Origin of the sequence: Paucibacter hankyongi (assembly GCF_037482915.1) — a bacterium.
GTDB classification, from domain to species: Bacteria; Pseudomonadota; Gammaproteobacteria; order Burkholderiales; family Burkholderiaceae_C; genus Paucibacter_A; species Paucibacter_A hankyongi.
This window is the reverse complement of sequence record NZ_JBBHJX010000006.1, coordinates 100,032-121,680: the sequence shown is the minus strand read 5'-3', so window position 1 is coordinate 121,680 and position 21,649 is coordinate 100,032. Positions and strand designations below refer to the sequence as shown.

Genomic DNA, 21,649 nt, shown 5'->3' with positions numbered 1-21,649 from the left:
GGACCCGGCATTCTGGCAAGGAAGCTGGGGCATGACGAAAGCCACCCCCTGGGATCGACCAGGTGAAAACCCGCAGTTCAGCCCGATTGGCGTGAAAAGCGTTGCCGATATTGCTCCGGCGAGATGCCCGCTTGGCGCTTCAGACTGCGCTGCAAGCTGTCCACCGAGCCAAAGCCGGCTTTTTGCGCCACCCGCGCCAAGGGCCAGGCGCTTTGCTCCAAATGCGTCTTGGCACGCTCCAGGCGCAGCGCCTCAACGAAGCGTGCCGGCGTTTGCCCGGTCTCGCTCATGAACAAGCGTGCGAAATGGCGCTCGCTCATATGGGCGCGCGCCGCCAGGGCAGCAATGCCAAGGTCTTGCGCCGGGTGCTCGACCATCCACAGCAAGAGCTCGGCCAGGCGCTTGCCCTTGGGGCCGGAGAATGCGCCGCGGCCCGCCTGAGCCTGCGCCTGCAGGCCGGCCGAGTACTGCGATTGTCCGCCGGGGCGGCGCAAGAACAGCACCAGATTGCGCGCCACCTGCAAGGCCAGGGCCTGGCCCTGATCGGCCTCCACCAGCGCCAGCGACAGATCAATCGCCGCCGTGATGCCGGCCGAGCTGAAGAGCGGCGGGTCGGCCACAAAGATGGCGTCGGGCTCCAACATCACCTGGGGGTAGAGCGCCGCCAGGCGCTCGCAATACTGCCAATGCGTGGTGGCGCGCCGGCCATCCAAGAGCCCAGCCGCCGCCAAGGCAAAAGCTCCGGTACAGACGCTGCCCATGCGCCGCACCTGGCCCACGCGTCGCTGCAACCAGGGCACCAGCTTGGGCACCGAGCCGGGCTGCTCCAGCAACACGTCATTGCCACCCACCACCAAGACGGTGTCGATGGCACCGCGTAGCGCCGCCAGCGCCGTCGTGGGCCCCAGCTGCAAGCCCGAGTTGCTGGTGATGGGCCCGCCGTCGGGTGAGGCCAGCAGCAGGCGATAAGGGGCCGGGCGGCCCGCCTCTTGGCAATAAGTGTTGGCCTTGCTGAAGACCTCCCAGGGGCCAGTGACGTCGAGTGACTGGCAGCCCTCGTAGATCACCAGCACGATGGTCTTGGGCGCTTGGGGCTCGCCAGCCCGTTCCAATTTTGCTTTGGCAGTTTTTGCGGTCATTGTGTCAAACCAGACATTTGCTCGAAGCATAAGCTCTGGCCATGAATACGCCAAACCCCATGTTCACCGTCCGCCTGCTGGTGCTCAATCAGGCCTTGTTTGTCTGCGCCTCGGCGATTGGGCTGACGCTGACCGGCCTGGTCGGCGCGATGCTGGCGCCCAGCCGCGCGCTCGCCACCCTGCCCTACGCGCTGGTGACGCTGGCCACGGCGCTCAGCACCATCCCGGTCTCGCTGCTGATGCTGCGCTGGGGCCGGCGCCTGGTCTTCATGGGCGGCAGCTTGGCAGGCGCGGTTGGCGGGGCATTGGCGGCCTGGGCCATCGTGCGCAATGACTTCCTGCTGTTTTGCTTGGCCAATCTGGGCCTGGGCCTTTTTGCAGCCAGCGCGCAGTACTACCGCTTCGCTGCCAATGAGGTCGCGCCCACCGAGCACAAGGCGCGCGCAATTGCCTGGGTGATCAGCGGCGGCGTCCTGGCCGCCGTGGCCGGCCCGACGCTGGCGGCCTGGGCGCGCGAGGCTGTGCCGCGCCATAGCTTTGCCGGCTCCTACTTGGTCTTGATGGGCCTGGCCCTTTTGTCCGGCCTGCTGCTCAGCCGCCTGGCCATCGCCAAGCCCAAGGCGCCGGCCGGGCCGCAGCTGGCCGCCATCGACAAGACCCCGCTCGGCACCTTGCTGCGGCGCCCGGTCTTCATCACAGCCGCGGGCCACAGCGCCTTGGCGGCCGGGCTGATGATGTTTGTGATGACGTCCACGCCGCTCGCGGTGCTCGGCTGCGGTTTGGCGGTCGAGCAGGCGGCTTCGGTGATCCAGTGGCATCTGCTGGCCATGTTTGCGCCGGGTTTCTTCAGCGGCCGCTTGATCGCGCGCTGGGGCGTGCTGCGAGTGCTGTGGCTGGGCGCGGCCTTGTTTGGCGCCGGCAGCCTCTTGGCCTTGAGCGGGCTGAGCCTGCCGCATTTCGGCCTGGCCTTGGTGCTCAATGGCGCGGCCTGGCACTGCATGTTCGTCGGCGCCAGCACGCTCTTGACGCAAGGCTTCGCGGCCGACAGCCCGGCGGACCGCGCGCGCGCTCAGGCTGCCAATGAGTTCATCACCGCCAGCGTGGCGGCCAGCGGCTCCCTGCTGGCCGGCTGGGTGTTTGACCGTTATGGCTGGGCCACGGTGCAGGCGGCCATCTGGCCGGGCCTGCTGACGGCGGCAACGCTGGCGGCTTGGTTCAGCGCGCGCGCTGGCTCCACAGCACGCCCGCCGCAATCAGCAACATGCCGATGACGGTGGCGCCGTCCGGCCGCTCGCCAAACAGCGGCACGGCCAGCAGGGTCGCCAGCACCGGCGTCAGGGCACCGGCGGTGGCACTGCGCTGCGCCCCCAGGCGAGCCACGGCAAAGCTGTAGCTCAGCGTGGAAATCAGGCCCACCCCAATGCTTTGAATGCCCAGTTGCAGCAGCAATTGCTCACGCGAGAGGCCAGGCAAGGCCAGGCTGCTGATGCCGCCTTGGCCGACCTGCCACAACAAGAGTGGCAGCAACAAGGCCAGGGACACGCTGGAAATCATCGCCGCCGCCTCGATCGGGGCCAGCTTGGCCTCACGCAACGCCAGCGTGTAGGCCGACCACATCAAGCTGCCCAGCAAAAACATGGCGTAACCCTGAGCCAGACCGGCATGGCCGGCCTTCATGGCCAGCAGGGTCGCGATACCGGCGGCAATGCACAGCAGCGCCGGCCAACGGGCCAAGGCGGCACGCCCGTGCAGGGCCGCCGCCAGCAAGGCGGTGAACAGCGGCAAGGTGCCGGGGATCAAGGTCGCGCCATCGGCCACCGGCGCGTGGCGCATGCCCCAACCGGCGATCAGGAAGTAAGGCAGGCCCGCACCCGCGACGATCAAGACCCACAACTTGGCCGGCACCGCCGCGAAGCGTGCGCGCCGCTGCCACAGCAAGGGCGCAAACAAAAGCCCGGCCGGCCCAAAGCGCAGCAGCGCCAGCTCGGCCGGGGGCAAGGCCGCACGCGCACCGGCGCGCAGGGAGATGAAGAAGGCGGCCCAGATGCTGAGCGTCAGCGCCAGCGCGGCCCAGCCGGCCAGTTCGGCGCGAGTGAACGCGGGCGCTTTGGCCAAGGCCGCGGAGGCGCCGGAACGGCTTGCCACGGCAGGCCCCGCTTGGGCGGAAGAGGCGGAGGAAGAAACGGGGGCGGTGGCTGTGGCCGTCGATACAACTGGGCTGGGCATGGGGCGCTCAAACTGCAAAAAGCGCGGCCCAAAAGCAGGCTGCGACGGAAAGAATTCTCCGGCGCATGGCGAGGCGAAATTAGCCAAACTCGGCCACCGCAATAAATTTATGGGGTTATTTCGAGCCGTAAAATCCAATAAATCGACTGAAATCACCCAACACAGGCAAAACACCCGATGGACCGCATCGACATCCAACTGCTGGAACTGCTGCAGCGCGACGGGCGCCTCAGCATCGCCGAACTGGCCGACCGCGTGGCGCTGTCGCAAAGCCCCTGCGCGCGCCGCCTCAAGCGGCTGGAAGACGGTGGTTTCATCGCCGGCTACCGGGCGGTGCTGGACCGCAAGGCGGTGCAGCTGGCGACCACGGTCTTCGTCAACGTGCGGCTGATGCACCACCGCGAGGACGCGGTGCAGCAGTTCGAGGCCGCCATGGAGGCGATGGCCGAGGTGGTCGCTTGCCATGTGGTGTCGGGCGCGCATGACTATCTGCTCGAGGTGGTGGTCAATGAACTGAGCAGCTACGAGCACATCGTGCGGCGCCTGCAGGCGCTGCCCATGGTGCAAGACATCACCAGCAACTTCGCCATCCGCTGCGTCAAGAGCGGCGCGCCGCTGCCCTTGAAGATCAGCGCCTGATTGATTCTGATTCGAGCCGGCGCACGGCAACCGGCGCCGCCCCCACACTATGCAAAGACAAGCCATTCGCGCCGAGATCGAGGCCATCACCCCACTGGACGCGCTCGAAGCCGAGCAACGCGCCGCGGCCCTGGCCTGGGTCGACTCCGGCGCCGAGCTGATTCGGCGCGCCAAGCCGGCCACGCCGCCGATGCATCTGGTGTCTTACTTCGCCGTGGTCGACCAGGGTCACATCCTTTTGGTGGACCACAAGAATGCGCAGCTGTGGCTCCCATCCGGCGGCCATGTGGAGGCCGATGAGCACCCGCGCGACACGGTGGCGCGCGAGTTGCGCGAGGAACTGGGCTTTGAGGCGGCGCACGCGATCGAAGCGCCACTGATGATCACCCGCAGCGAGACCGTCGGGCTGACCGCCGGCCACAGCGATGTCTCGCTCTGGTACTTGGTGCATGCGCCGCGCAGCCAGGCCCTGGCCTTCGATGCGCAAGAGTTCAACGGCGTGCGCTGGTTTGCCTTCGACGCGGTGCCGCTGCAGCGCAGCGACCCGCATATGGCGCGCTTCCTGCAAAAGCTGGTCGGGCTGCAGACCCGCGGCGGCTGAGCACGTTCGCCCTAGCGCGGGGCGCTCTCGTCGGGCTACTATTGGCTTGAGCTTGGAGGCCGGCTGATCGAGCCGGTGCCGCCAGGCACGCAGCCGATTGCCCCTTCATCAAGCCGCCGAAGCGATGCCTCTCGACAGCCCGTCTCGCATGGAAGAACCGTCGCCCGATGACTTGGCTCGCCAGCTGATGGCGCTGCACGCCGACAGCCCCCAGCCCACGGCCTTGTTTGATCAGCACGACGTGCTGCGCTTCGCCAACGAGGCCTTCTGCCAGGCCTTCGACACCCGACCGGATGGCAGCACCCGCTGGGTCGACATGATGCGCGCCAACCTGGCCAAGCAATGCGGCAATGTGGTGTCTTCCAGCGATCACGAGGCCTGGCTGGCTGCCGCCGCCTCACGCCGAGGCAAGCAAGCCTTTCGGGCCTTCGAGGCCGATCTGCGCGATGGCCGCTGGATCTGGATGAGCGAGACCACTCACGCGAATGGCTGGATGCTCTGCAGCGCCTGCGACATCACGGCGTTGCGGGCGGATGAGCGGACCTTGCGGCAGGAGCGCGACAAGGCCTTGCGAGCTGCCCAAACCGACCCCTTGACCGGCATCAGCAATCGCCGCCACGTGATGCAGCAGCTGGAACAGCATGTGGCCGCCCTGAGCCTGAGCGCAATGCCCTTGGCCCTGGCCGTCCTGGACCTGGATCATTTCAAAGCGATCAACGACCGCCTGGGCCATGACGCCGGTGATGCGGTGATTCGCGACTTCTCGCGCCTGCTGCAACAAAGCAGCCGCCGGGGCGACGGCTGCGGCCGCGTCGGCGGCGAAGAGTTCATGCTGGTGATGAGCGATGTGGACCAAGCTCAAGCCCAGGCCATCCTGCAGCGCCTGCAAACCTTGGTGAGCCAGTCACGGCCCTTGCCGGAGCATCCGGAGCAGGGCTATACCTATTCGGCCGGGCTCGCGATGGCACGGCCCGGCGAGTCTCTGGCGCAGCTGTGCAAACGCGCGGATCTGGCGCTGTACCAGGCCAAGGACGAAGGCCGCAACCGCTGCTGCCTGAGCCCCTGAGCCCTTAATCCGCTCTCGCCCCTCGCCCCTCAGCACCGCGGCTCAATGCCCGCGCTTCGCGTCCGGCTTCGCCTTGGCCGCACCTACCGACAGCAGCGCATACAAAACAATCGCGCCGAAGGTGGCGGTGCCGATGCCGCCCAGCGACATGCCGCCGAATTTGAGCGTGTAGTCGCCGGTGCCCAGAATCAGGCTGATGGCCACCACCATCAGGTTGCGGCTGTCGGAGAAGTCGACCTTGTTGTCGACCCAGATCTTGGCGCCAGCCACGGCAATCAAGCCGAACACCACGATGCTGACGCCGCCCATCACCGCCAGCGGAATGGCCTGGATCAAGGCGCCGAACTTGGGGCTGAAGCCCAGTAGCACGGCCAACAAAGCGGCCACCACAAAGATGGCGGTGGAGTAGATGCGGGTCGCGGCCATCACGCCGATGTTCTCGGCATAGGTGGTGACGCCGGTGCCGCCGGCCGCGCCGCTGACCATGGTGGCCAGGCCGTCGCCCATGAAGGCGCGGCCCATATAGACATCGAGGTTCTGCCCGGTCATGGCGCTCACCGCCTTGATGTGGCCGAGGTTCTCCGCCACCAAGATCAAGACCACCGGAGCGATCAGCAGAATGGCATTCGCATCGAACACCGGCGCGGCAAAACGCGGCAGGCCGAACCAGGCGGCGGCGGCCACGGCCGAGAAGTCGATCGGCTTGCCCAGGCCCAGGCCATTGGTCAGCAGCGCGTAGACCAGGCTTGCCAACAGCAGGCCGATCAGGATCAACAAACGCTGCGCCATGCCGCGCGAGTACACCGCCACCAGGGCCACGCTGAGAAAGGTAGCACCCTGCATCCAGGCGTCAAAACCGGTTGGCGCCATATTCTTGATGGGGATGGCGGCCAGGTTCAGGCCAATCACCGCCACCACCGCGCCGGTCACCACCGGCGGCATCAAACGCTCAATCCAAGCGGTGCCGATCGCACTGACCAGGGCGCCGACCGCGAAGTACAAGGCCCCGCACACGATGATGCCGCCCAGGGCCACGCCGATATTGGCATTCAAGCCGCTGCCGCCATAGCCGCTGGCGGCAATCACCACGCCGATGAAGGCGAAGCTCGAGCCCAGATAACTGGGCACCCGGCCGCCGACCATGAAAAAGAAGATCAGCGTGCCAATGCCGCTCATCAGAATCGCCACATTGGGGTCAAAGCCCATCAGCAGCGGCGCCAAGACGGTCGCGCCAAACATGGCGATCACATGCTGCAAGCCCATGGCCAGGGTTTGCGGCCAGGACAGGCGTTCATCGGGGGCAACCGCGCGGCCTTCTTGCGCGCTCACCTCGCGCCATTGGGTCAAAAAGCTCATAAGTTTTCATCCGAGTTGTGCTGCAGCAGTGTATTGAGCTTGGGCGAGTCGGGGCTCAGGGGCAATCCCCATTTCGCCCAAGCATCAACCGCAGCCTGGTAAAGAGGAGATCCAAGATTCGCGAAGCCGCCACAATCGGCCAATGCGAATTGCGGTCCTTTCAGACATCCACGGCAATCTGGCCGCCCTCGAGGCGGTGGTGGCCGACTTCAAACGGCGCGGCGTTGATGCTGTGGTCAACCTGGGCGACAGCCTGTCCGGCCCCTTGCTGCCGCGCGAGACAGCTCAATACCTGATGGCACAGAACGACTGGCAGCAGCTGGCCGGCAACCACGAGCGCCAAGTGCTGCAGCTGAGCCCGAATGCCGGCGCCTCAGACCGTTATGCCCGCGAGCAGTTGGGGGCGGCAGAGCTGGCCTGGATGGCCGGGCTGCAGCACAGCCGGGCCTTCAACGAACAGGTCTGGCTGTGCCACGGCACGCCTGACTGCGATGTGCAGGTGCTGCTGCAAAGCGCCGAGCGCGCCGCCACCGCCGACGAGGTGGAGCAGCGCCTGAAAGGCCACCGCAGCGAATTGCTGCTGTGTGGCCACAGCCATGTGGCGCGCAGCGTGCGCTGCGCCAGCGGCGGCCTGATCGTCAACCCGGGCAGCGTCGGCCAGCCAGCTTATGAGGATGACTTCCCCTATCCGCATGTGGTGGAATCGGGCTCGCCCGATGCCCGTTACGCCATTGTTGAGCGTGGCGCGCAGGGCTGGATCGCAGAACTTCTGAGCGTGCCCTACGCTCACCAGCAAATGGCCGAACTGGCCCGCCAAGCCAATCGCTCCGAATGGGTCCAAGCCCTCAGCAGCGGCTACATCACGCCTCGCACATGACTACTACTTCGTCCCCCGCTCTAATCATCATCGACATGCAAAAAGGCATGGCCACGGCCGGCCCGCGCAACAACCCCGAGGCGCAAGATCGCGTCGCTGAGCTCTTGGACGCCTGGCGCGCTGCGGGGCGGCCGGTGGTGCATGTGCGGCATTTGTCGCGCTCGGTCGGCTCGCCGTTTTGGCCCGGCCAGACTGGCGCCGAGTTTCAAGACCGACTCGCGCCACTGGCCCATGAGCATGTACTGGACAAGCATGTCACCGACGCCTTTGCCAACAGCGGCTTAGAGCATTGGCTGCACCAGCGCGGCATCCGCGAGCTGGTGTTTTGCGGCGTGAGCACGAATATGTCGGTCGAGGCCACGGTGCGCAGCGCTGGCTGCCTGGGCTTCAGCTGCCAGGTGGTGGCCGATGCCTGCTACTGCTTTGATCGCCCCGACCTCGATGGCCGCCGGCGCAGCGCCGAAGACCTGCACCGCGTGGCCTTGGCCAATCTGCAAGGCGAGTACGCCCAAGTCTGCGACAGCGCCGCCTTGCTGGCGCGCTGAAGCCGAGCACGGAGCTTCAGACGCGCCGTGCCAACTTGCGCGCCAACAAGACAAACAACACGGCCCAGGCCGCGCCAAAAGCCCAGCCGCCGACCACATCGGAGGCCCAGTGCACCCCGAGCGCGATTCGGCTCAGGCCGATCAGCACCGCCATCAGGGCCGCAGCGAAGAGGATGAAGGCACGCTCCGCCAATCGGACGCGGGCGCTGGCCAACAGGGCACCCAGGCTCAAGAACACCAGCGCCGAAATGCTGGCGTGGCCGCTGGGGAAGCTCAAGCCCGAGGCCACCATATCGGCGAATGCCGGATCGGGCCGCGAACGGCCGAACGCCGTCTTCATCACGAACACCGCCAAAGAACCGCTGATCACCGAAGCCGCGAGCAAATAGGCCTGCAAACCGCGCCCGAGCAGCAGCAGGTAGAGCACAGCCATGCTGGTCAGCAAGCTCAGCACCAGGGTGCTGCCGACACCGCTCAAATCACGCATCACGCTGCCCAAGCTCGCATGCTCGGCACGCAGGCGCTGGGCGGCGTGCAACAGCGCCACATCGAGGCTGCGCGTGCCGCCTTCGATGACTTCGCCGCTGACCTCCAAGAACAGCCAGGCCAACACGGCCGCCAAGCCACCCAGAAGCAAGGATTTGAGGACAGAGCGATAGGCCTCAGTAGCCTTGGCGGTATCGGGGAGAGGATTCGAAATTTCAGCGGTAGGGGCGGTCTTCTGCATCAGGACTGTTGGACTCTTCAAAAAAGCAAAATGGCCTTGCGGCCCAGACCGGCAGTTTAGAGTCCCCTCTGACTTGGACGAATTGCTTCGCGGCACGCTGAGCGACCCACTCCTTCAGCGGCATGCGGAGCAAGGCATCGGCGGTCTGGTTTTGTGCCGGCTGAGCGCAAGCGAGCCCTCTGAGTCTTCAATACTGTACATAGTCAAACAGCCACTCCTTGATATCAGCCCCTCCGTATTCAACCCTCCAGCACCCACCCTGCCCTTGTGAGCGGCAACCGCGTGATCGCCCGGATTGGATCTTTGCCGGCGGCGGCGAAGAGGGCGTTGGCCAACGCTGGGCCTATGGAAGCGGGGCCTTCTTCGCCGACGCCGCGGGGGGCCTCTCCGCTGCCGAGCACGACCAGGTTAATCGGCGGAGTCTGGGCCAGCGTCAGCAAGGGGTAGCTATCGAAATTGGTCTGTTGCACCATGCCGTCTTTGAGCGTGATCTCGCCGGCCACCGCGGCGCTGAGGCCAAAGATCGTGCCGCCCATCAGCTGGGCGCGCACTGAGTCCGGGTTGATGACCAGACCGACGTCGACTGCTGCGGTGATGCGCTCAATGCGAAAGCGACCCGGGCTTCGGACTGAAACCTGCACGATATGAGCGCTGCGGGCGGCGTTTCCGCAGCTCAGGCCTAGGCCTTGGAAATGCCCCGGGGGCAAGACCTGGCCCCAGCCGGCGCGTTCGGCCAGTGCGCGCAGCAGCGCCTGGGTATGGGGTTTCTTTTCCAGCAGGCGGAGCCGGTAGGCCAGGGGATCGATGCCGGCCAGTGCGGCGGCGCGCTCGATGCTGCACTCGTAGAAGAAAGTGTTCTGCGAGGCACCGACCGAACGCCAGTAGCCGCAGGGCACACCGGCATCGACACGGGTCCAGCCCAGCTGCATGGGGCCAACTTCGTAGTCGTGCCGCGTCCAGCCCATGCCGACGGACCAGTCGAAGTCTTTGCTCGGCTCACCGTTTGTCAGTCCGCTGTATTCAAGCAGAGAGGGGTTAGCGGCATCCACCCGCAGCGCCTGCGGCCAGCCTTTGCCATCGAGCGCCAAGCGCACGCGGGCGGCGGCAGCAGGGCGGTAGCCGCCGGCCTGCATATCGATCTCGCGCGACCAGATCAGCTGCACCGGGCGGCCCTTCATCTGCTTGGCAATCAAGGCGGCCTGCACGGCAAATCCATGCTCGAGCCGGCGGCCGAAGCCGCCGCCAATCAACATCGCGTTGATCTGCACTTGTTCGGGCTGGAGGCCAAGTGCCTTGGCTACGCCGCGCTGGGTGTCGCCAGCGCTCTGGGTGGAGAGCCACAGCGCCGCGCCCTCGGGGCCGACCTCGGCCAGTGCGTTCATGGGCTCCATGGTCGCGTGGGCGAGAAAGGGCACGTCGTAGCTGATGTCCAGCACTCTTGCGCTCTGGCTCATCGCCTGAGTCACGGCGGCCGCGTCGATGCGCGGCTCGTCGCGTTGGTCGAAGGGCTTGCCTTCGCCGCGGGCGGTGGCGGCGAGCAGCTCGGCGCGCAAGGCCTCGCTGTCCGTGGCGGCGTGCGGGCCGGCACTCCAGCGCGGCTTCAGGGCCTGCAGTGCTTGGCGGGCGGTCCAGTAGCTGTCTGCCACCACGGCCAGCGCGCCCGGCAGGCGCACGATGCCACGCACGCCAGGAATCGCTTTGGCCGGCCGTTCGTCGACGCCCAGCAGCTCAGCGCCAAAGCGGGGGGCATGGATCAGCGTAGCGTAGAGCATGCCGGGGCGGCGCGCGTCGATGCCGAAGCGGGCGCTGCCGTTCACCTTGGCCGGCAGGTCGATGCGCTGCGCGCCCTCCTTGCCGACCAAGCGCCGCGCGCTGGCGGGCTTGCGCGGTGCGTCCTTGGGTGGCGTGAGCAAGGCGGCTTCGGCCAGCAGTACGGCATAGGGTAGGCGCTGACGACCATCGGGATGCAAGACCTGACCCTCACCGTTGTCGGCCCCGGTGCGGCAATCCGCCGCGGCCACGCCCCAGCGGGTGGCAGCCGCCTGCACCAGCATCGCCCTTGCACTGGCGCACAGGCCGCCGATCTCGCGCCAGGACAGCGGGGTGCCAAGGCTGCCGAAGCTGGCGTAGTCCTTCAGCCTTTTGCTGAAATAGCGTGCCTCGACCGGTGCCTGCTCGACGCGCACGCGCGCCAGCGGCAGATCCAGTTCCTCGGCCGCCATCAGTTGCACGGCGCTGTGCGTGCCCTGGCCGAGTTCGGCCACATAGCTGAGCACGGTGAGGCCGCCCTGTGCATCAAAGCGCAGCCAGATGCCGAAGCCGGGCTCGACGGTAGCGCTGGGCGCCGGAACTTGCGCCTTGCTGGGCGCCAGGCCCAGCGTCCACAGGCCGGCGGCCAGGCTGGACTGCAGCAACAGCGCGCGGCGAGCCGGATTGGACAGCACCTCGGTGCGATGGCGGGCATTCATGCGGCGCTCCCAGCTTGCAGTGCGCTGGCGGCGCGCTCGATGGCGGCGCGCACGCGCGGATAGGTGCCGCAGCGGCAGAGATTGCTCATCGCCGCCTTGATCTGGTCCTCGCTGGGCCGGGGCTGTTCGGCCAACAGCGCGGCGGCAGCCATCAGCATGCCGCTCTGGCAGTATCCACATTGCGGCACCTGCTCGGCCAGCCAGGCGGCTTGCAGCGCGCGGCCGATGCGACTCTGGTCCAGCGCCTCGATGGTGGTGATGCGCTTGCCTTTCAGCGCCTCGAAGGGCAGCACGCAGCAGCGCGTCGCCGCGCCGTCGACGTGCACCGTGCAAGCGCCGCACTGGGCAGCGCCGCAGCCGAACTTGGTGCCGGTGAGTGCCAGGTCCTCACGCAGCAGCCAGAGCAGCGGCTTGCCGGCGGGGGCCTGGACGCGCTGCGTCTGGCCGTTGATCTGCAATTGCATGGTGACGGGTTTCATCGGCGTGCGCCTTTGGCTCAAGGGGCGGTTGTGGTGGCGGGCAGGGCAGCGGGCATCGCTGCGTAGTCGATGGGCACCCAGATGAAGTTGGGCCCCAGCGAACGCAGCCGGCCGATGCCGGGGAAGGCGAAGTGCGCGCCGGCTATCAGATCGGCGCTGCGCGCGGCGGCAGCGTATTCCTGGCGGCGCATGGCGATGCCTTGGGCGGCATCCTTCTCGCCCGGGGGCACGGTGTCGGGCAACTCGAACTGCACCTTGTCGTTGACAACGAAGTCACCCCAGAACTGCATACGCTGGCCGCGGCTTTCGATGATGTAGAAGCTGTGGCCCTCGGTATGGCCGTAGCGAGCCACGGCGCGCAGCTCGGGCGAGAAGCGGGTGTCGCCCTCAAAGGGCTGGTAGTGCTTGGCGGCGATATAGGGCGCCAGCTTGGCCACGATGGCCTGCGCCGTCTTGTTGCCCTTGGCTGCCGCCGCCTGCCATTGCGGCAGCTCGTGGGCGTCGGCATGCACCACGGCATTGGGGAAGGCGCGCTGCTCGCCCTCGGCCAGGCCGAAGACATGGTCGGGGTGCATATGGGTGATGTAGACATCGTCCACCTGCTCTGGCGCATAGCCGGCTGCCTTCAGGTTGCTGAACAGCTGGCCGTAGCCGGCCATGCTGCCGCGGCCGCCGGCGTCGATCAGGATCAACTTCTTGCCGGTGTTCACCAAGAAGGCGATGGTGGAAAAATCGTTGCTGGCTTGCGCATGGGTGCGCTGGCGCAGGCTGGCTTTCTGCTCGGTGCTGAGAGCGGGGAAGAGCTCGTCAATCGCTTCAGGCCAGGGGTCAACGGCATCAAGCAGCGCGGTGACTTCCAACTCACCCACCATCAGGCGGTAGAAGCCCGGCGCCTGGGTTTTGGCCATAGGCGCGGCGGCATGGGCAGTGGGAAGTGCGGCAGGCAGCGTGGCGGCGAGGGCCAGCATCAGTAGGCCACGGCGGGGCCAGGCAAGGTGGTCAGGAAGAAGGCGCATGAGACAAGGGGTCCTAGGGCGGCTGAATATGGAGGGATGGCGGCAGTATGGTCAGCCGGCGCCGCGCAATCGAGGCCCGTGGTACGAGTGCGGTCGGGCGTGATGCGAATGCCTTTTTGGCTTGTTTCGGCTTGTTTCGGCTTGAGCGATCATGGGAACCTGTTCCCAGCCAAGTCACCCCCAATCGATGCCATCGGATAAGCAAGCCACCGTCAGCAAGACCGGCACCCTCACCGCGCCGGGCTCTCTATTGCGTGAGGTGTTGCGCGTCGTGCTGGTGAATCTGCTGGTCTGGGGCCTGATCTGCAGCCTGGGCGCGACGGGAGACTACCGCGATGGCCTACGTGGCGGGCGTGCGTCCGACTTCCTGCGCGTCTGGGGCGCTTGGCTGAACGCGCATGTGCCGCTCTTTGTCTTGAGCACGGCGCTGATGCTGCTCCTGCCGCGCATCAAGGATCGCTTTTTTAGCGGGCGCGCCATTGCCGGCCTGTATGGGGCCTTGGCGCTGCTGTACTTTCCGCTACACATGATCTACACCGCGCTGCCGGGCTGGCTGGCCCGCGGCGCTGGGCAAAGCTTGCTCGCCTATGTGCTGCAGCGGGATAACTTCACCTGGTTTCTCGAGTTCGCCTGGTTCAGCGGCACTTATGCGGTGGTGATGGCAGTTCATATCTGGCGGCTGGGTCAGCAGCGCGCGGCTGAACTGCAGGCCGCGCGTGAGGCCAACCTTGAACTTGAGCTGACACTGGAGCGACAGCGCCTGCAAGGCATGCGCCAGCAGCTGGAGCCGCACTTCATCTTCAATGCGCTGAACAGCATCAGCGCGCTGGTGCGCAGCAATGAGCAGTCGGTGGCGCTGGAGGGCATTGCCAGCCTGAGCGCACTGCTGCGCTATGCGCTGAAGGCCAGTGCCCAGGATGCCGTCTGCCTCGGCGATGAGACCGCCTTCTGCCATGACTATCTCGATCTGCAGCAGATGCGTTATGGCGCGCGGCTGCAGGTCGCCTTCAAAGGGCTGAGCCCGGAAATCGAGCACATTGAAATGCCGCCGCTGCTGCTGCAGCCGCTGATCGAAAACGCGCTGCGCCACGACCTGGACCGGCATGCCGGGACGACCCGGCTCGCCCTGCATTTCCAGCTCGACGGCACGAGGCTGCGCATCCGAGTGTGGAATTCCATCGGCCAGCGCGGCCCGGCCAATGCCGGCCTGGGCCTGGGCCTTGCGCATGCGCGTGAGCGACTGGTGCTGATGTATGGTTCGCGTGCAGTGCTCGAGACCCAGGAGGATGCGTCTAGTTTTGAAGTTCGTATCGAACTGCCCATCAGCATTTCAAAATGACAGCGCCTCACGACACCAGCACCAAGCCCAGGCCAATAGAGACCATACGCGCCCTCGTCGTTGACGACGAGGAGCTCGGGCGGCGCAATCTTTGCTTGGCGCTGGCAGAGCAACCACGCTGGGCCGTGGTGGCCCAGGCGCCGAGCATGGCAGCAGCACTTGAGGCGCTGCGCGAACAGCCCGAGATCGAGGTGGTGTTCCTGGACATTCGCATGCCAAATGGTTCCGGCCTTGACCTGGCGCGCGAATTAGCAATGCTGGCGCAGCCGCCCTGGATCGTCTTCGTCACCGCCTTCGACGAGCATGCGATCGAGGCCTTTGACCTGCACGCGCTGGACTACCTCCTCAAACCCTTCAGCAAGCGGCGACTGGAGAAGGCACTGGCCCATGTCGAACAGATGGTGCGACTGCGCCAGCAGAGCGCTTTTGCCGGTGCACTGCGCAGCTATGTCGAGGACGAACAGCGCAGTCAAGTCGCGGGCAGCCATTACTGGACAACGGTCAGCATCCGTTCGGTGGGGCGGATCGATGTCGTGCCCTTGGACGAGGTGCTGCGCATCGAGGCTCAGGGCAATTACGCGGCACTACATCTGGCTGGGCGCGAGCTGCTGTTCCGCGCCTCGATGGCGCGGTTGGAGCAGCATCTCGATCCTGCGGTTTTTCTGCGCGTGCACCGAGGCGGCATCGTGCGTCGTGAGCAAATGCAGTCCTTGCAAAGCCTGGCCAGTGGCAGCTACGAGCTGAAGCTGCGCGATGGGGCGCGGGTGGCCGTCAGCGAGCGCTATGTCGCCGCCGTCAAGGCAGCGCTACAGACGGGCTGAAGCAAGCCGACTTTCCTCAAGCGCGTGCAATACAGGCGAGGCCTCGACTAGAAAGGATGGCCCGTCAAGCACCTGTTCAGATACAGGTAGATGTGGGCGAAGCTTGCAGGTTTGGCCCGCATTGCGCTTTTCGCGGCAGCGGGCGGGCTCGGCCTCCTACATTTCCTTGAAGAGCTGCAAATAGCTGCGGCTCACTGGCAGGCGCTCGCTGCGGCCCTTCAGCTCGATGTCGGCGGTCTCGTTCTCGCCGCGGGTGACGCGGCGGATCGAGCGCAGATTGACCACCACCGAGCGGTGCACCTGGGCGAACTGGTGGGGGTCTAACTGTGCGAGCAAGTCCTTCAGCGGCATGCGGATCAAGGCCTCGGCCACTTGCCCCTCGTCGCGGTAGGCGACCAAGGTGTATTTGGTATCGCTCTTCAGGTAGTCGATGTCATCAACCGGAATCATGCGCAGCGAGGGGCCGACGCTGGCGCGCACCCAGCGCAGCGTCTCGGGCTTGTCGAGCTTGAGCCGCTCGGCCAATTGCGTCAGCAAGGCTTCGGAATGCACGGCGGGCTGGGCCTGCTGCAGGCGCGCCTTCAGGCGCTCGACCGTTTCGCTCAGGCGGGCTGCGGTGACCGGCTTGACCAAGTAGTCGAGCACGCCATGCTCAAAAGCCTCCAAGGCATATTGGTCAAAGGCGGTGACGAACACCAGATGCGCGCGTTTGCCGATATGGCGGGCCACTTCCACACCGCTCAAGCCCGGCATGTGCACGTCCAAAAAACAGATCGTCGGTTGATGCTGCTCGAACAACTCGATCGCCTGGCGGCCATTGCGGGCCTGCGCAACGATTTGCAATTCGGGCCAGACTGCGGCCAGGCGCGCCTCGAGGATCTCGCGCAGCAGCGGTTCGTCATCGGCAATCAGTGCGGTCAGGCTCATGGCTTGGACTCGTTAAATTCAATCGTCACTTGCACCCCGTGAGGCTCCACCTCGCGCAGGTCCAAACTGGCGCTGCCGCCGTAGGCCCAGAGCAGGCGTTCGCGCAGCGCTGCCAGGCCGGTGCCCAGGCCGCCGCCGGTGGCTTGCAGGCCCACACCGGTATCGACCACGCGCAGGCGGCAACGGCCGCCTTGCAACAGCTCGGCATGCACGTCGATGCGGCCACCTTCCTCGCTGGGGTCGATACCATGCTGGACGGCATTCTCCACCAGGGTCAACAAGGTCATCGGCGGGCAGCGCAGCAGATGCACACCGGTGCCGATGTGCAGCGCAAAAGCCAGGCGGTCCGGCATGCGCATTTGCATCAGCTCCAGATAGGCCCGCACCAGTTCCAGCTCCTGGCCCAGCGTGTTGGCCGAGCCGTCCAGGCGCGGCACGGCGGCGCGTAAATAGTCCGTTAGGCTTTGCAGCAGTTGCGGCGCGCGCGGCGAACCAGCCTCCACCAGGGCCTGCACATTGGCCAGGGTATTGAACAAAAAATGCGGCTGGGCTTGGGCCGTCAGCAGGCGCATGCGGGCGTCGAGCGCCTGACGCGCCAGCTCGCTGCGCTCCAGCTCAAAGTCAATGGCTTGTTTTTCCACTTTGGCCTCACGTTGGCGCAGCAGGGCCGTCAGGGCCACCCAGGGCGCCAGCAACATGCCGGAGAACGCCAGCGTCATGAAACCGTTCAACCGCTTCTCGTCGGCCCAAAACACCGGAGCACCCGCAGGCGTGCTCCATTGATAAAAAAAGAAAACTGTGACCGGCACCACCGCGCCGACGGCGACCACCTGCAGCACCCAGCGTGCCAGCCACTTAGGCAGCCGCCGCGGCCACTGCTCAAACAGGCCAAAGGCCAGCAACACCATCAAGCCAACGCCGAACACCCGTATCGCCAGAAGGTGATAGTTCTTGGCGTTCCAGTTGATGCTGAATAACAAAGTCAGCAAGAGACAGGTGATGGCGACGGTGCGCACGCGGCGCCAGCCGAACAGCGCCCGCCAATGGAAGGCCGACGACAGCGGCACTGCTTCGAAAGGGGTGGTGGGTGACATCACAGCAGAATACTCGAGTGAATGGCTGGAAGACTTGAGTGGCAATGGCGCCCGGCGATCATTGCCAACGATCAGCGCCAGCGCTGAGCCGGCTTGCGGAAGTAGTGATGCGCGATATAGCGCCATGGCAGCACCAGCGGCGTCAACACCACGCCCATCAAGCAGGCATAGAAGTTCTCTATCACGCCCGGCGTCGCAGCGTCGTTCAGCCACAGCGGATAGCCGATGACCAAGACCCAGATGGTTTTCCAGGTCAGCTCCCAAATCAGCAGCGGCAACATCTGCAGCGGGTAGCGCAGCCCCAAGAGACAAACGACTGAAACGGCGATCATCAGCGAACCCAACACACCCTGGCGCTGCGCCCATTGATCGGTGTGCTGCAACATGCCTGGGCCCCAGGTGACGGCCAAGCCTACCGTGATCAGCAAATAGAAGGCGCGCAACAGATTCAGGCGCCAGAGGGGAACGTCTTGGTCGGTCATGTTCAGTTCTCCTTCCTTCAACCGAGCTTGGCCAGGCTCTTGCGAGCGTCTTCGACATTGGCCGGGTTGGCCCGCTTGTTGGCAATGAAGCGCTCGTAAGCCGCCTTGGCCTGCGCCTTGTCGCCCTTGGCCAAATAGGCATCACCGAGGCGGTGATCGACGGGCAGTTCGTCGGCACCGCTCAGCGTTCTGGCCCGCTCCAGGTAGCGAATCGCCTCGTCCATTTGGCCTTGCGCGGCGTAGACCCGGCTCAGGCCATAGCTGCCACTGGCCTTGCTCGGCTGATCGCGGTGCAGGCCTTCATACAGACTCTTGGCCTTGGCCAAATCTTTGTTGTCCTTCAAATAGATCCGCGCCAATTGCAGGGTGGCTTCGCGGATTTCCTCCAGCATGGCGCCATCCTTGCTCGGCTTGATCGCCAGCAACTCGCTTTCCATCTCGGCCCATTTTTTGTCTTCGGCGGCAATATTGACGCGGATGATGCGCGCCGTTTCGGGCTGGCTGCTGCGCACGGCGGCCTCCAGCTCCTTGGCCTTGGACACGCTGCCGCCCATCAGCCCGGGCACGGTCAGATAGAGCTTGGCCAGCTGCACCCGGGCCGTGAAGCTGCTGGGATCCAAGTCCAGCGCGCGGATCCAGGACTCTTTCAAGGTCCCCACATTGCGCATGGCCTTGGTCATGCCCATATTGATCATCTGCAAGCCAAGGCTCTGCGCCGAGGCCAGGTGGCAAACCGCCATATTCGGGTGCTGATCGGTGCAGAGCTTGGCCTGCTTGGCGCCGGCCTCGAGACGCTTGCCGTCGCCGGCGTCGCTGAAGCTCAAGGCCAAAGACAAGGCCGCGCTGGCTTCGGCATCGGCGGCATTGGTCTTCAGACGGGCCTGCGCCACTTGTTCCAGCTCGGCAAACTTGCCTGCATCTTGCAGGGATTCCAACTGCGCATCTTTGAAGACAGCGGCCTGGGCGGTGCCCAAGGTACTGAACAAGGCCAGAGCGGCGATCGCGCTGGCGATGCTGCGGCGGGCGGGATGGGTGATGAATGTGGTCTTTCTCATGATCGGGCTTTCGGGAAAGTGGGTGACAAGTTCTAAGGACAGCGTCATTGTGTTGAGCCGAATGCCCGCCCACCCAGGCTCTCAGACGAGCGACGACGCGCGGGCTTTCAGGCACGATTCGAAGGGACGAGCGGTGAGCAAGGCCGAATAGCCGGTGCCGGCTTCATTGATCGCAGCGGGGCGTCACTCGTCCTCGCAAGCGCGTCATCGATCCGGCGTCGCTTGGCCGAGACCGGGCTACAAGGGCACAGTCGGCCCCGTCACTACAAAAAAGCACCGTCATGAAAAGAGTTCTGCGATTCCTGCTGCGAGGCTTCTTGGCCCTGACTGCGCTGCTGGCCGTGCTGGCCGGCCTGTTCGCCTACTTCCTCTACACACCCGATCCCGAGTTGCCGCAGCTGTCCGGTCAATTGACCAAGGGAACGATTGAAGTGGCCGGCGTGAAGCGCAGCTACCGGACCTATGTGCCCAAAGACCTGCCCCAGGGCGCGCCGCTGGTCTTGGTGATGCATGGCTCGGGCGAAGGCCCACAGCGCATTCGCATCGGTACCGGCTACGCGTTTGAGCGCTTGGCCGACCAACATGGCTTCGCGGTCGTCTACCCCAAGGCCTACGCCTCGGACTGGAACGACTGCAGCCGCATCGGTGACAAAGAACTGAACGGCGTGCGCAGCGACGATGTGGGCTTCTTGGCCGCCCTGGTCGACAAAACGGTCGCCGAGCTGGCGCTTGACCCGGCGCGCGTGTTTGCGGCCGGCGTGTCCAACGGCGGCTCGATGGCGATGCGCTTGGCGCTGGAGCAGCCGAGCCGCTACAAGGCGGTGGCCGCCGTGGTCGCCAATGTGCCGGCACCTGAGAACTTCCAATGCCAGCCGGCGGCGCAAAAAGCCACCTCGGTGATGGTCATGAACGGCACGGAGGACCCGCTGGTGCCCTATGCCGGCGGCGAGATCAATCTGCTGGGCCTGTTCTACAAGGGCGGACCCATCATTTCCTCCCGCGCCTCGGCCCAGTATTTCGCCAACTGGGCCCAGCTGGGCGGCGCGCCCCAAAGCAGCGAGAAGCTCGTCGCGGCCGGTGTGCGCGTTGAGCAGAACCGCTGGAGCCCGGCCCACAACAGCAGCCGCGATGGCAAGACCGAGGTGGAACTGGTGAGCATTCATGGCGGCGGACATGGCCTGCCGCAGCCCTACTCACAGCGCCCACGCTTGCTCGGCCCCTCCCCGATGGAGCCGAACGGCCCGGCCATGATCTGGGCCTTCTTCGAGCGGCAACCCCGCTAAGCCCACTCAACAGCCCGCCCTGTACACCGAATTTCGGAGTTATTAAAAAATGACCGTCCTCTACATCAGCCCCGAGAGTTCACCCTTGGTCCACGTCGCCGCCGCGGCGGTGCTGTATCTGCATATCGGCGCCGGCAGCGTCGGCATCTTGTCCGGTGCTGCCGCCTTTGTATTCCGCAAGGGCACACCGCTGCATCGGTTGATCGGCAAAATCTTTGTCATCTCGATGTTGATCATGTCCAGCATCGGCGCCTGCGTAGCGCCTTTCCTGCCGACGCCCGAGCGAGCCTCGGTGATTGCCGGCATCCTGACCTTCTATCTGGTCTTGAGTTCCTGGATGGCGGTCAAGCGCAAACCGGGCCAGATCGGCGGCTTCGACTACGGCCTGTTGCTGAGCTCGCTGAGCATCTGCGCGGCGAGCGCCTTCTTCATTCAGCTGGCCTCACAAAGCCCAAACGGCAAGCTCGACGGCCAACCGGGCGCGGCCTTCGGACTGTTCCTGATCATCGGCAGCTTGGCGGCCGCAGGCGATCTGCGCCTGATTCTGAAGCGCGGCGTCACGGGTGCGACCCGCTTGGCGCGCCATCTCTGGCGCATGACGGTGGCCTTGTTCATCGCAGCGAATTCGCTCTTCCTGGGTCAGCCGCAGGTGTTCCCGAAGGCGGTGCAAAAGTCCGGCTTGTTGAATGTGCCGGCGCTGCTGATCCTGGCCTTGCTGCTGTACTGGCTCGGCCATGTGGGCTACGGAGCCTTCAAGCGCCGCCGGCTGCACAAGGCGGCGGGCCTGCAAGGCACTTGAGCTGATAAGGCCGAGCCCGATCAGGCCTGAACGCTGGCGTAGTACTGCAGGATGGCTGGGGTCGCGGCCACGCGCTCCAGATGGGCCAGCAAATCGGGCGCGACCCGCGCCACCAGGTCGGTCGGCACATGGTCCAAGCGGCCGGAGTTGAGCCAGCGCAGGAGCACAAACACCTTCAGGTCGGCAATGGTCAGGCGCTGGTCGGCAAAGTACTGGCCGCCGCGCGCGCGCAGCTGGGTCTGCAGCCAGCCCAGGTAGAGCGTCAGCGGGCCCTGAACCAGCGCCTCGCGCGCGACCTTCAAGGCCTCGGCCGGCAAGCCGAAGGTCTGGCCCAGCTTGACGTTCAGCTCCTCCATCGCGTCCAGGACCTCATCGCACAAGAGCGCCTGATACGCATCCGTCGGGTAAAGGCCTGCCAGCTTGCCAACATAGCGGGTGATGGCATCGCTCTGCGTGATCTGCTGGCCATCGACGTGCAAGGTCGGCACCTGGCCGAAGGGCGTGGACTTGCGTACTTCGGCGAAGTCGGGGAACTTGAAGCGATGGTCCTCGAAGGGGATGTTGCCAATCCGCATGGCCAAGCGTGCGGGCTCGCCACGGCCACCGTGGGTGTCAAAGTAGGTGAGTTTGAGTTGCGGCATGGGGCTCGGAAGAATGCGCCTGGGTCAGGCTGGGTTGAAAAGCCTTGCGCATGCTACGCCGAATGGGCG

At 65.5% G+C, this 21,649-nt stretch carries 22 protein-coding genes; 10 read left to right on the top strand and 12 right to left on the bottom strand.

Annotated features, from left to right (window positions below; all coding sequences use genetic code 11):
- Positions 1-77: 77 nt before the first annotated feature.
- Positions 78-1,139, bottom strand: coding sequence for a GlxA family transcriptional regulator (locus WG899_RS11420; protein WP_339595771.1), 1,062 nt, complete (start codon positions 1,137-1,139; stop codon positions 78-80).
- Between the two features lie 41 nt (positions 1,140-1,180).
- Here WG899_RS11420 and WG899_RS11415 point away from each other — a divergent pair, with 41 nt between their 5' ends.
- Positions 1,181-2,410, top strand: coding sequence for an MFS transporter (locus WG899_RS11415; RefSeq protein WP_339595770.1), 1,230 nt, complete (start codon positions 1,181-1,183; stop codon positions 2,408-2,410).
- Here the strand turns inward: WG899_RS11415 and WG899_RS11410 are convergent.
- Positions 2,355-3,284, bottom strand: coding sequence for a DMT family transporter (locus WG899_RS11410; protein ID WP_339595769.1), 930 nt, complete (start codon positions 3,282-3,284; stop codon positions 2,355-2,357). The genes WG899_RS11415 and WG899_RS11410 overlap by 56 nt on opposite strands.
- 258 nt (positions 3,285-3,542) lie before the next feature.
- Here WG899_RS11410 and WG899_RS11405 point away from each other — a divergent pair, with 258 nt between their 5' ends.
- The 3 genes from WG899_RS11405 to WG899_RS11395 all read left to right on the top strand — a co-directional run bounded on the left by WG899_RS11405 (position 3,543) and on the right by WG899_RS11395 (position 5,671).
- Positions 3,543-4,004, top strand: a complete 462-nt coding sequence (locus tag WG899_RS11405) for an Lrp/AsnC family transcriptional regulator (RefSeq protein WP_339595768.1) — start codon at positions 3,543-3,545, stop codon at positions 4,002-4,004.
- A 49-nt stretch (positions 4,005-4,053) separates the two neighbouring features.
- A complete protein-coding gene (locus WG899_RS11400; RefSeq protein WP_339595767.1) occupies positions 4,054-4,605 on the top strand; it encodes an NUDIX domain-containing protein in 552 nt (183 codons plus the stop codon).
- A gap of 148 nt (positions 4,606-4,753) precedes the next feature.
- A complete protein-coding gene (locus WG899_RS11395; protein WP_339595766.1) occupies positions 4,754-5,671 on the top strand; it encodes a GGDEF domain-containing protein in 918 nt (305 codons plus the stop codon).
- Between the two features lie 42 nt (positions 5,672-5,713).
- Here WG899_RS11395 and WG899_RS11390 read toward each other — a convergent pair whose 3' ends face one another.
- Positions 5,714-7,027 (bottom strand): solute carrier family 23 protein, encoded by a 1,314-nt coding sequence (locus WG899_RS11390; protein WP_339595765.1) that lies wholly within the window; start codon positions 7,025-7,027, stop codon positions 5,714-5,716.
- Between the two features lie 142 nt (positions 7,028-7,169).
- On the opposite strand from WG899_RS11390, the gene WG899_RS11385 reads away from it, so the two are divergent.
- On the top strand, positions 7,170-7,904 hold the full coding sequence (locus WG899_RS11385; protein ID WP_339595764.1) for a metallophosphoesterase family protein: 735 nt from the start codon (positions 7,170-7,172) through the stop codon (positions 7,902-7,904).
- A complete protein-coding gene (locus WG899_RS11380; RefSeq protein ID WP_339595763.1) occupies positions 7,901-8,449 on the top strand; it encodes a cysteine hydrolase family protein in 549 nt (182 codons plus the stop codon). The genes WG899_RS11385 and WG899_RS11380 overlap by 4 nt, the downstream gene beginning before the upstream one ends.
- A gap of 16 nt (positions 8,450-8,465) precedes the next feature.
- On the opposite strand, the gene WG899_RS11375 is transcribed toward WG899_RS11380, so the two are convergent.
- From WG899_RS11375 to WG899_RS11360, 4 genes are all read right to left on the bottom strand, one after another.
- Positions 8,466-9,176: a phosphatase PAP2 family protein gene (locus tag WG899_RS11375; protein WP_339595762.1), complete on the bottom strand. Its 711-nt coding sequence runs from the start codon at positions 9,174-9,176 to the stop codon at positions 8,466-8,468.
- A gap of 239 nt (positions 9,177-9,415) precedes the next feature.
- Positions 9,416-11,644 carry a xanthine dehydrogenase family protein molybdopterin-binding subunit gene (locus WG899_RS11370; RefSeq protein ID WP_339595761.1) on the bottom strand — a complete coding sequence of 743 codons (2,229 nt, stop codon included), beginning with the start codon at positions 11,642-11,644 and terminating at the stop codon, positions 9,416-9,418.
- Entirely contained in the window at positions 11,641-12,108 is a 468-nt protein-coding gene (locus tag WG899_RS11365; RefSeq protein WP_339595880.1) for a (2Fe-2S)-binding protein, read from the bottom strand. Before WG899_RS11365 ends, WG899_RS11370 begins: the two co-directional genes overlap by 4 nt.
- A 32-nt stretch (positions 12,109-12,140) precedes the next feature.
- Entirely contained in the window at positions 12,141-13,139 is a 999-nt protein-coding gene (locus tag WG899_RS11360; protein ID WP_339595760.1) for an MBL fold metallo-hydrolase, read from the bottom strand.
- A 187-nt stretch (positions 13,140-13,326) separates the two neighbouring features.
- On the opposite strand from WG899_RS11360, the gene WG899_RS11355 reads away from it, so the two are divergent.
- Positions 13,327-14,478 (top strand): sensor histidine kinase, encoded by a 1,152-nt coding sequence (locus tag WG899_RS11355; RefSeq protein WP_339595759.1) that lies wholly within the window; start codon positions 13,327-13,329, stop codon positions 14,476-14,478.
- On the top strand, positions 14,475-15,299 hold the full coding sequence (locus tag WG899_RS11350; protein WP_339595758.1) for a LytR/AlgR family response regulator transcription factor: 825 nt from the start codon (positions 14,475-14,477) through the stop codon (positions 15,297-15,299). Before WG899_RS11355 ends, WG899_RS11350 begins: the two co-directional genes overlap by 4 nt.
- 156 nt (positions 15,300-15,455) lie before the next feature.
- Here WG899_RS11350 and WG899_RS11345 read toward each other — a convergent pair whose 3' ends face one another.
- The 4 genes from WG899_RS11345 to WG899_RS11330 form a co-directional block, all read right to left on the bottom strand.
- Positions 15,456-16,226, bottom strand: coding sequence for a LytR/AlgR family response regulator transcription factor (locus WG899_RS11345; RefSeq protein ID WP_339595757.1), 771 nt, complete (start codon positions 16,224-16,226; stop codon positions 15,456-15,458).
- Positions 16,223-17,320 (bottom strand): sensor histidine kinase, encoded by a 1,098-nt coding sequence (locus WG899_RS11340; RefSeq protein ID WP_339595756.1) that lies wholly within the window; start codon positions 17,318-17,320, stop codon positions 16,223-16,225. Before WG899_RS11340 ends, WG899_RS11345 begins: the two co-directional genes overlap by 4 nt.
- Positions 17,321-17,391: 71 nt before the next feature.
- Positions 17,392-17,802 (bottom strand): hypothetical protein, encoded by a 411-nt coding sequence (locus WG899_RS11335; protein WP_339595755.1) that lies wholly within the window; start codon positions 17,800-17,802, stop codon positions 17,392-17,394.
- A 17-nt stretch (positions 17,803-17,819) separates the two neighbouring features.
- Entirely contained in the window at positions 17,820-18,857 is a 1,038-nt protein-coding gene (locus tag WG899_RS11330) for a tetratricopeptide repeat protein (protein WP_339595754.1), read from the bottom strand.
- A gap of 281 nt (positions 18,858-19,138) precedes the next feature.
- On the opposite strand from WG899_RS11330, the gene WG899_RS11325 reads away from it, so the two are divergent.
- Both WG899_RS11325 and WG899_RS11320 read left to right on the top strand, forming a co-directional pair.
- Entirely contained in the window at positions 19,139-20,140 is a 1,002-nt protein-coding gene (locus tag WG899_RS11325) for an extracellular catalytic domain type 1 short-chain-length polyhydroxyalkanoate depolymerase (protein ID WP_339595753.1), read from the top strand.
- A gap of 49 nt (positions 20,141-20,189) precedes the next feature.
- Positions 20,190-20,939, top strand: a complete 750-nt coding sequence (locus tag WG899_RS11320; protein ID WP_339595752.1) for a DUF2306 domain-containing protein — start codon at positions 20,190-20,192, stop codon at positions 20,937-20,939.
- Between the two features lie 20 nt (positions 20,940-20,959).
- Here WG899_RS11320 and WG899_RS11315 read toward each other — a convergent pair whose 3' ends face one another.
- Positions 20,960-21,580 (bottom strand): glutathione S-transferase, encoded by a 621-nt coding sequence (locus WG899_RS11315; RefSeq protein WP_339595751.1) that lies wholly within the window; start codon positions 21,578-21,580, stop codon positions 20,960-20,962.
- Positions 21,581-21,649: the final 69 nt, after the last annotated feature.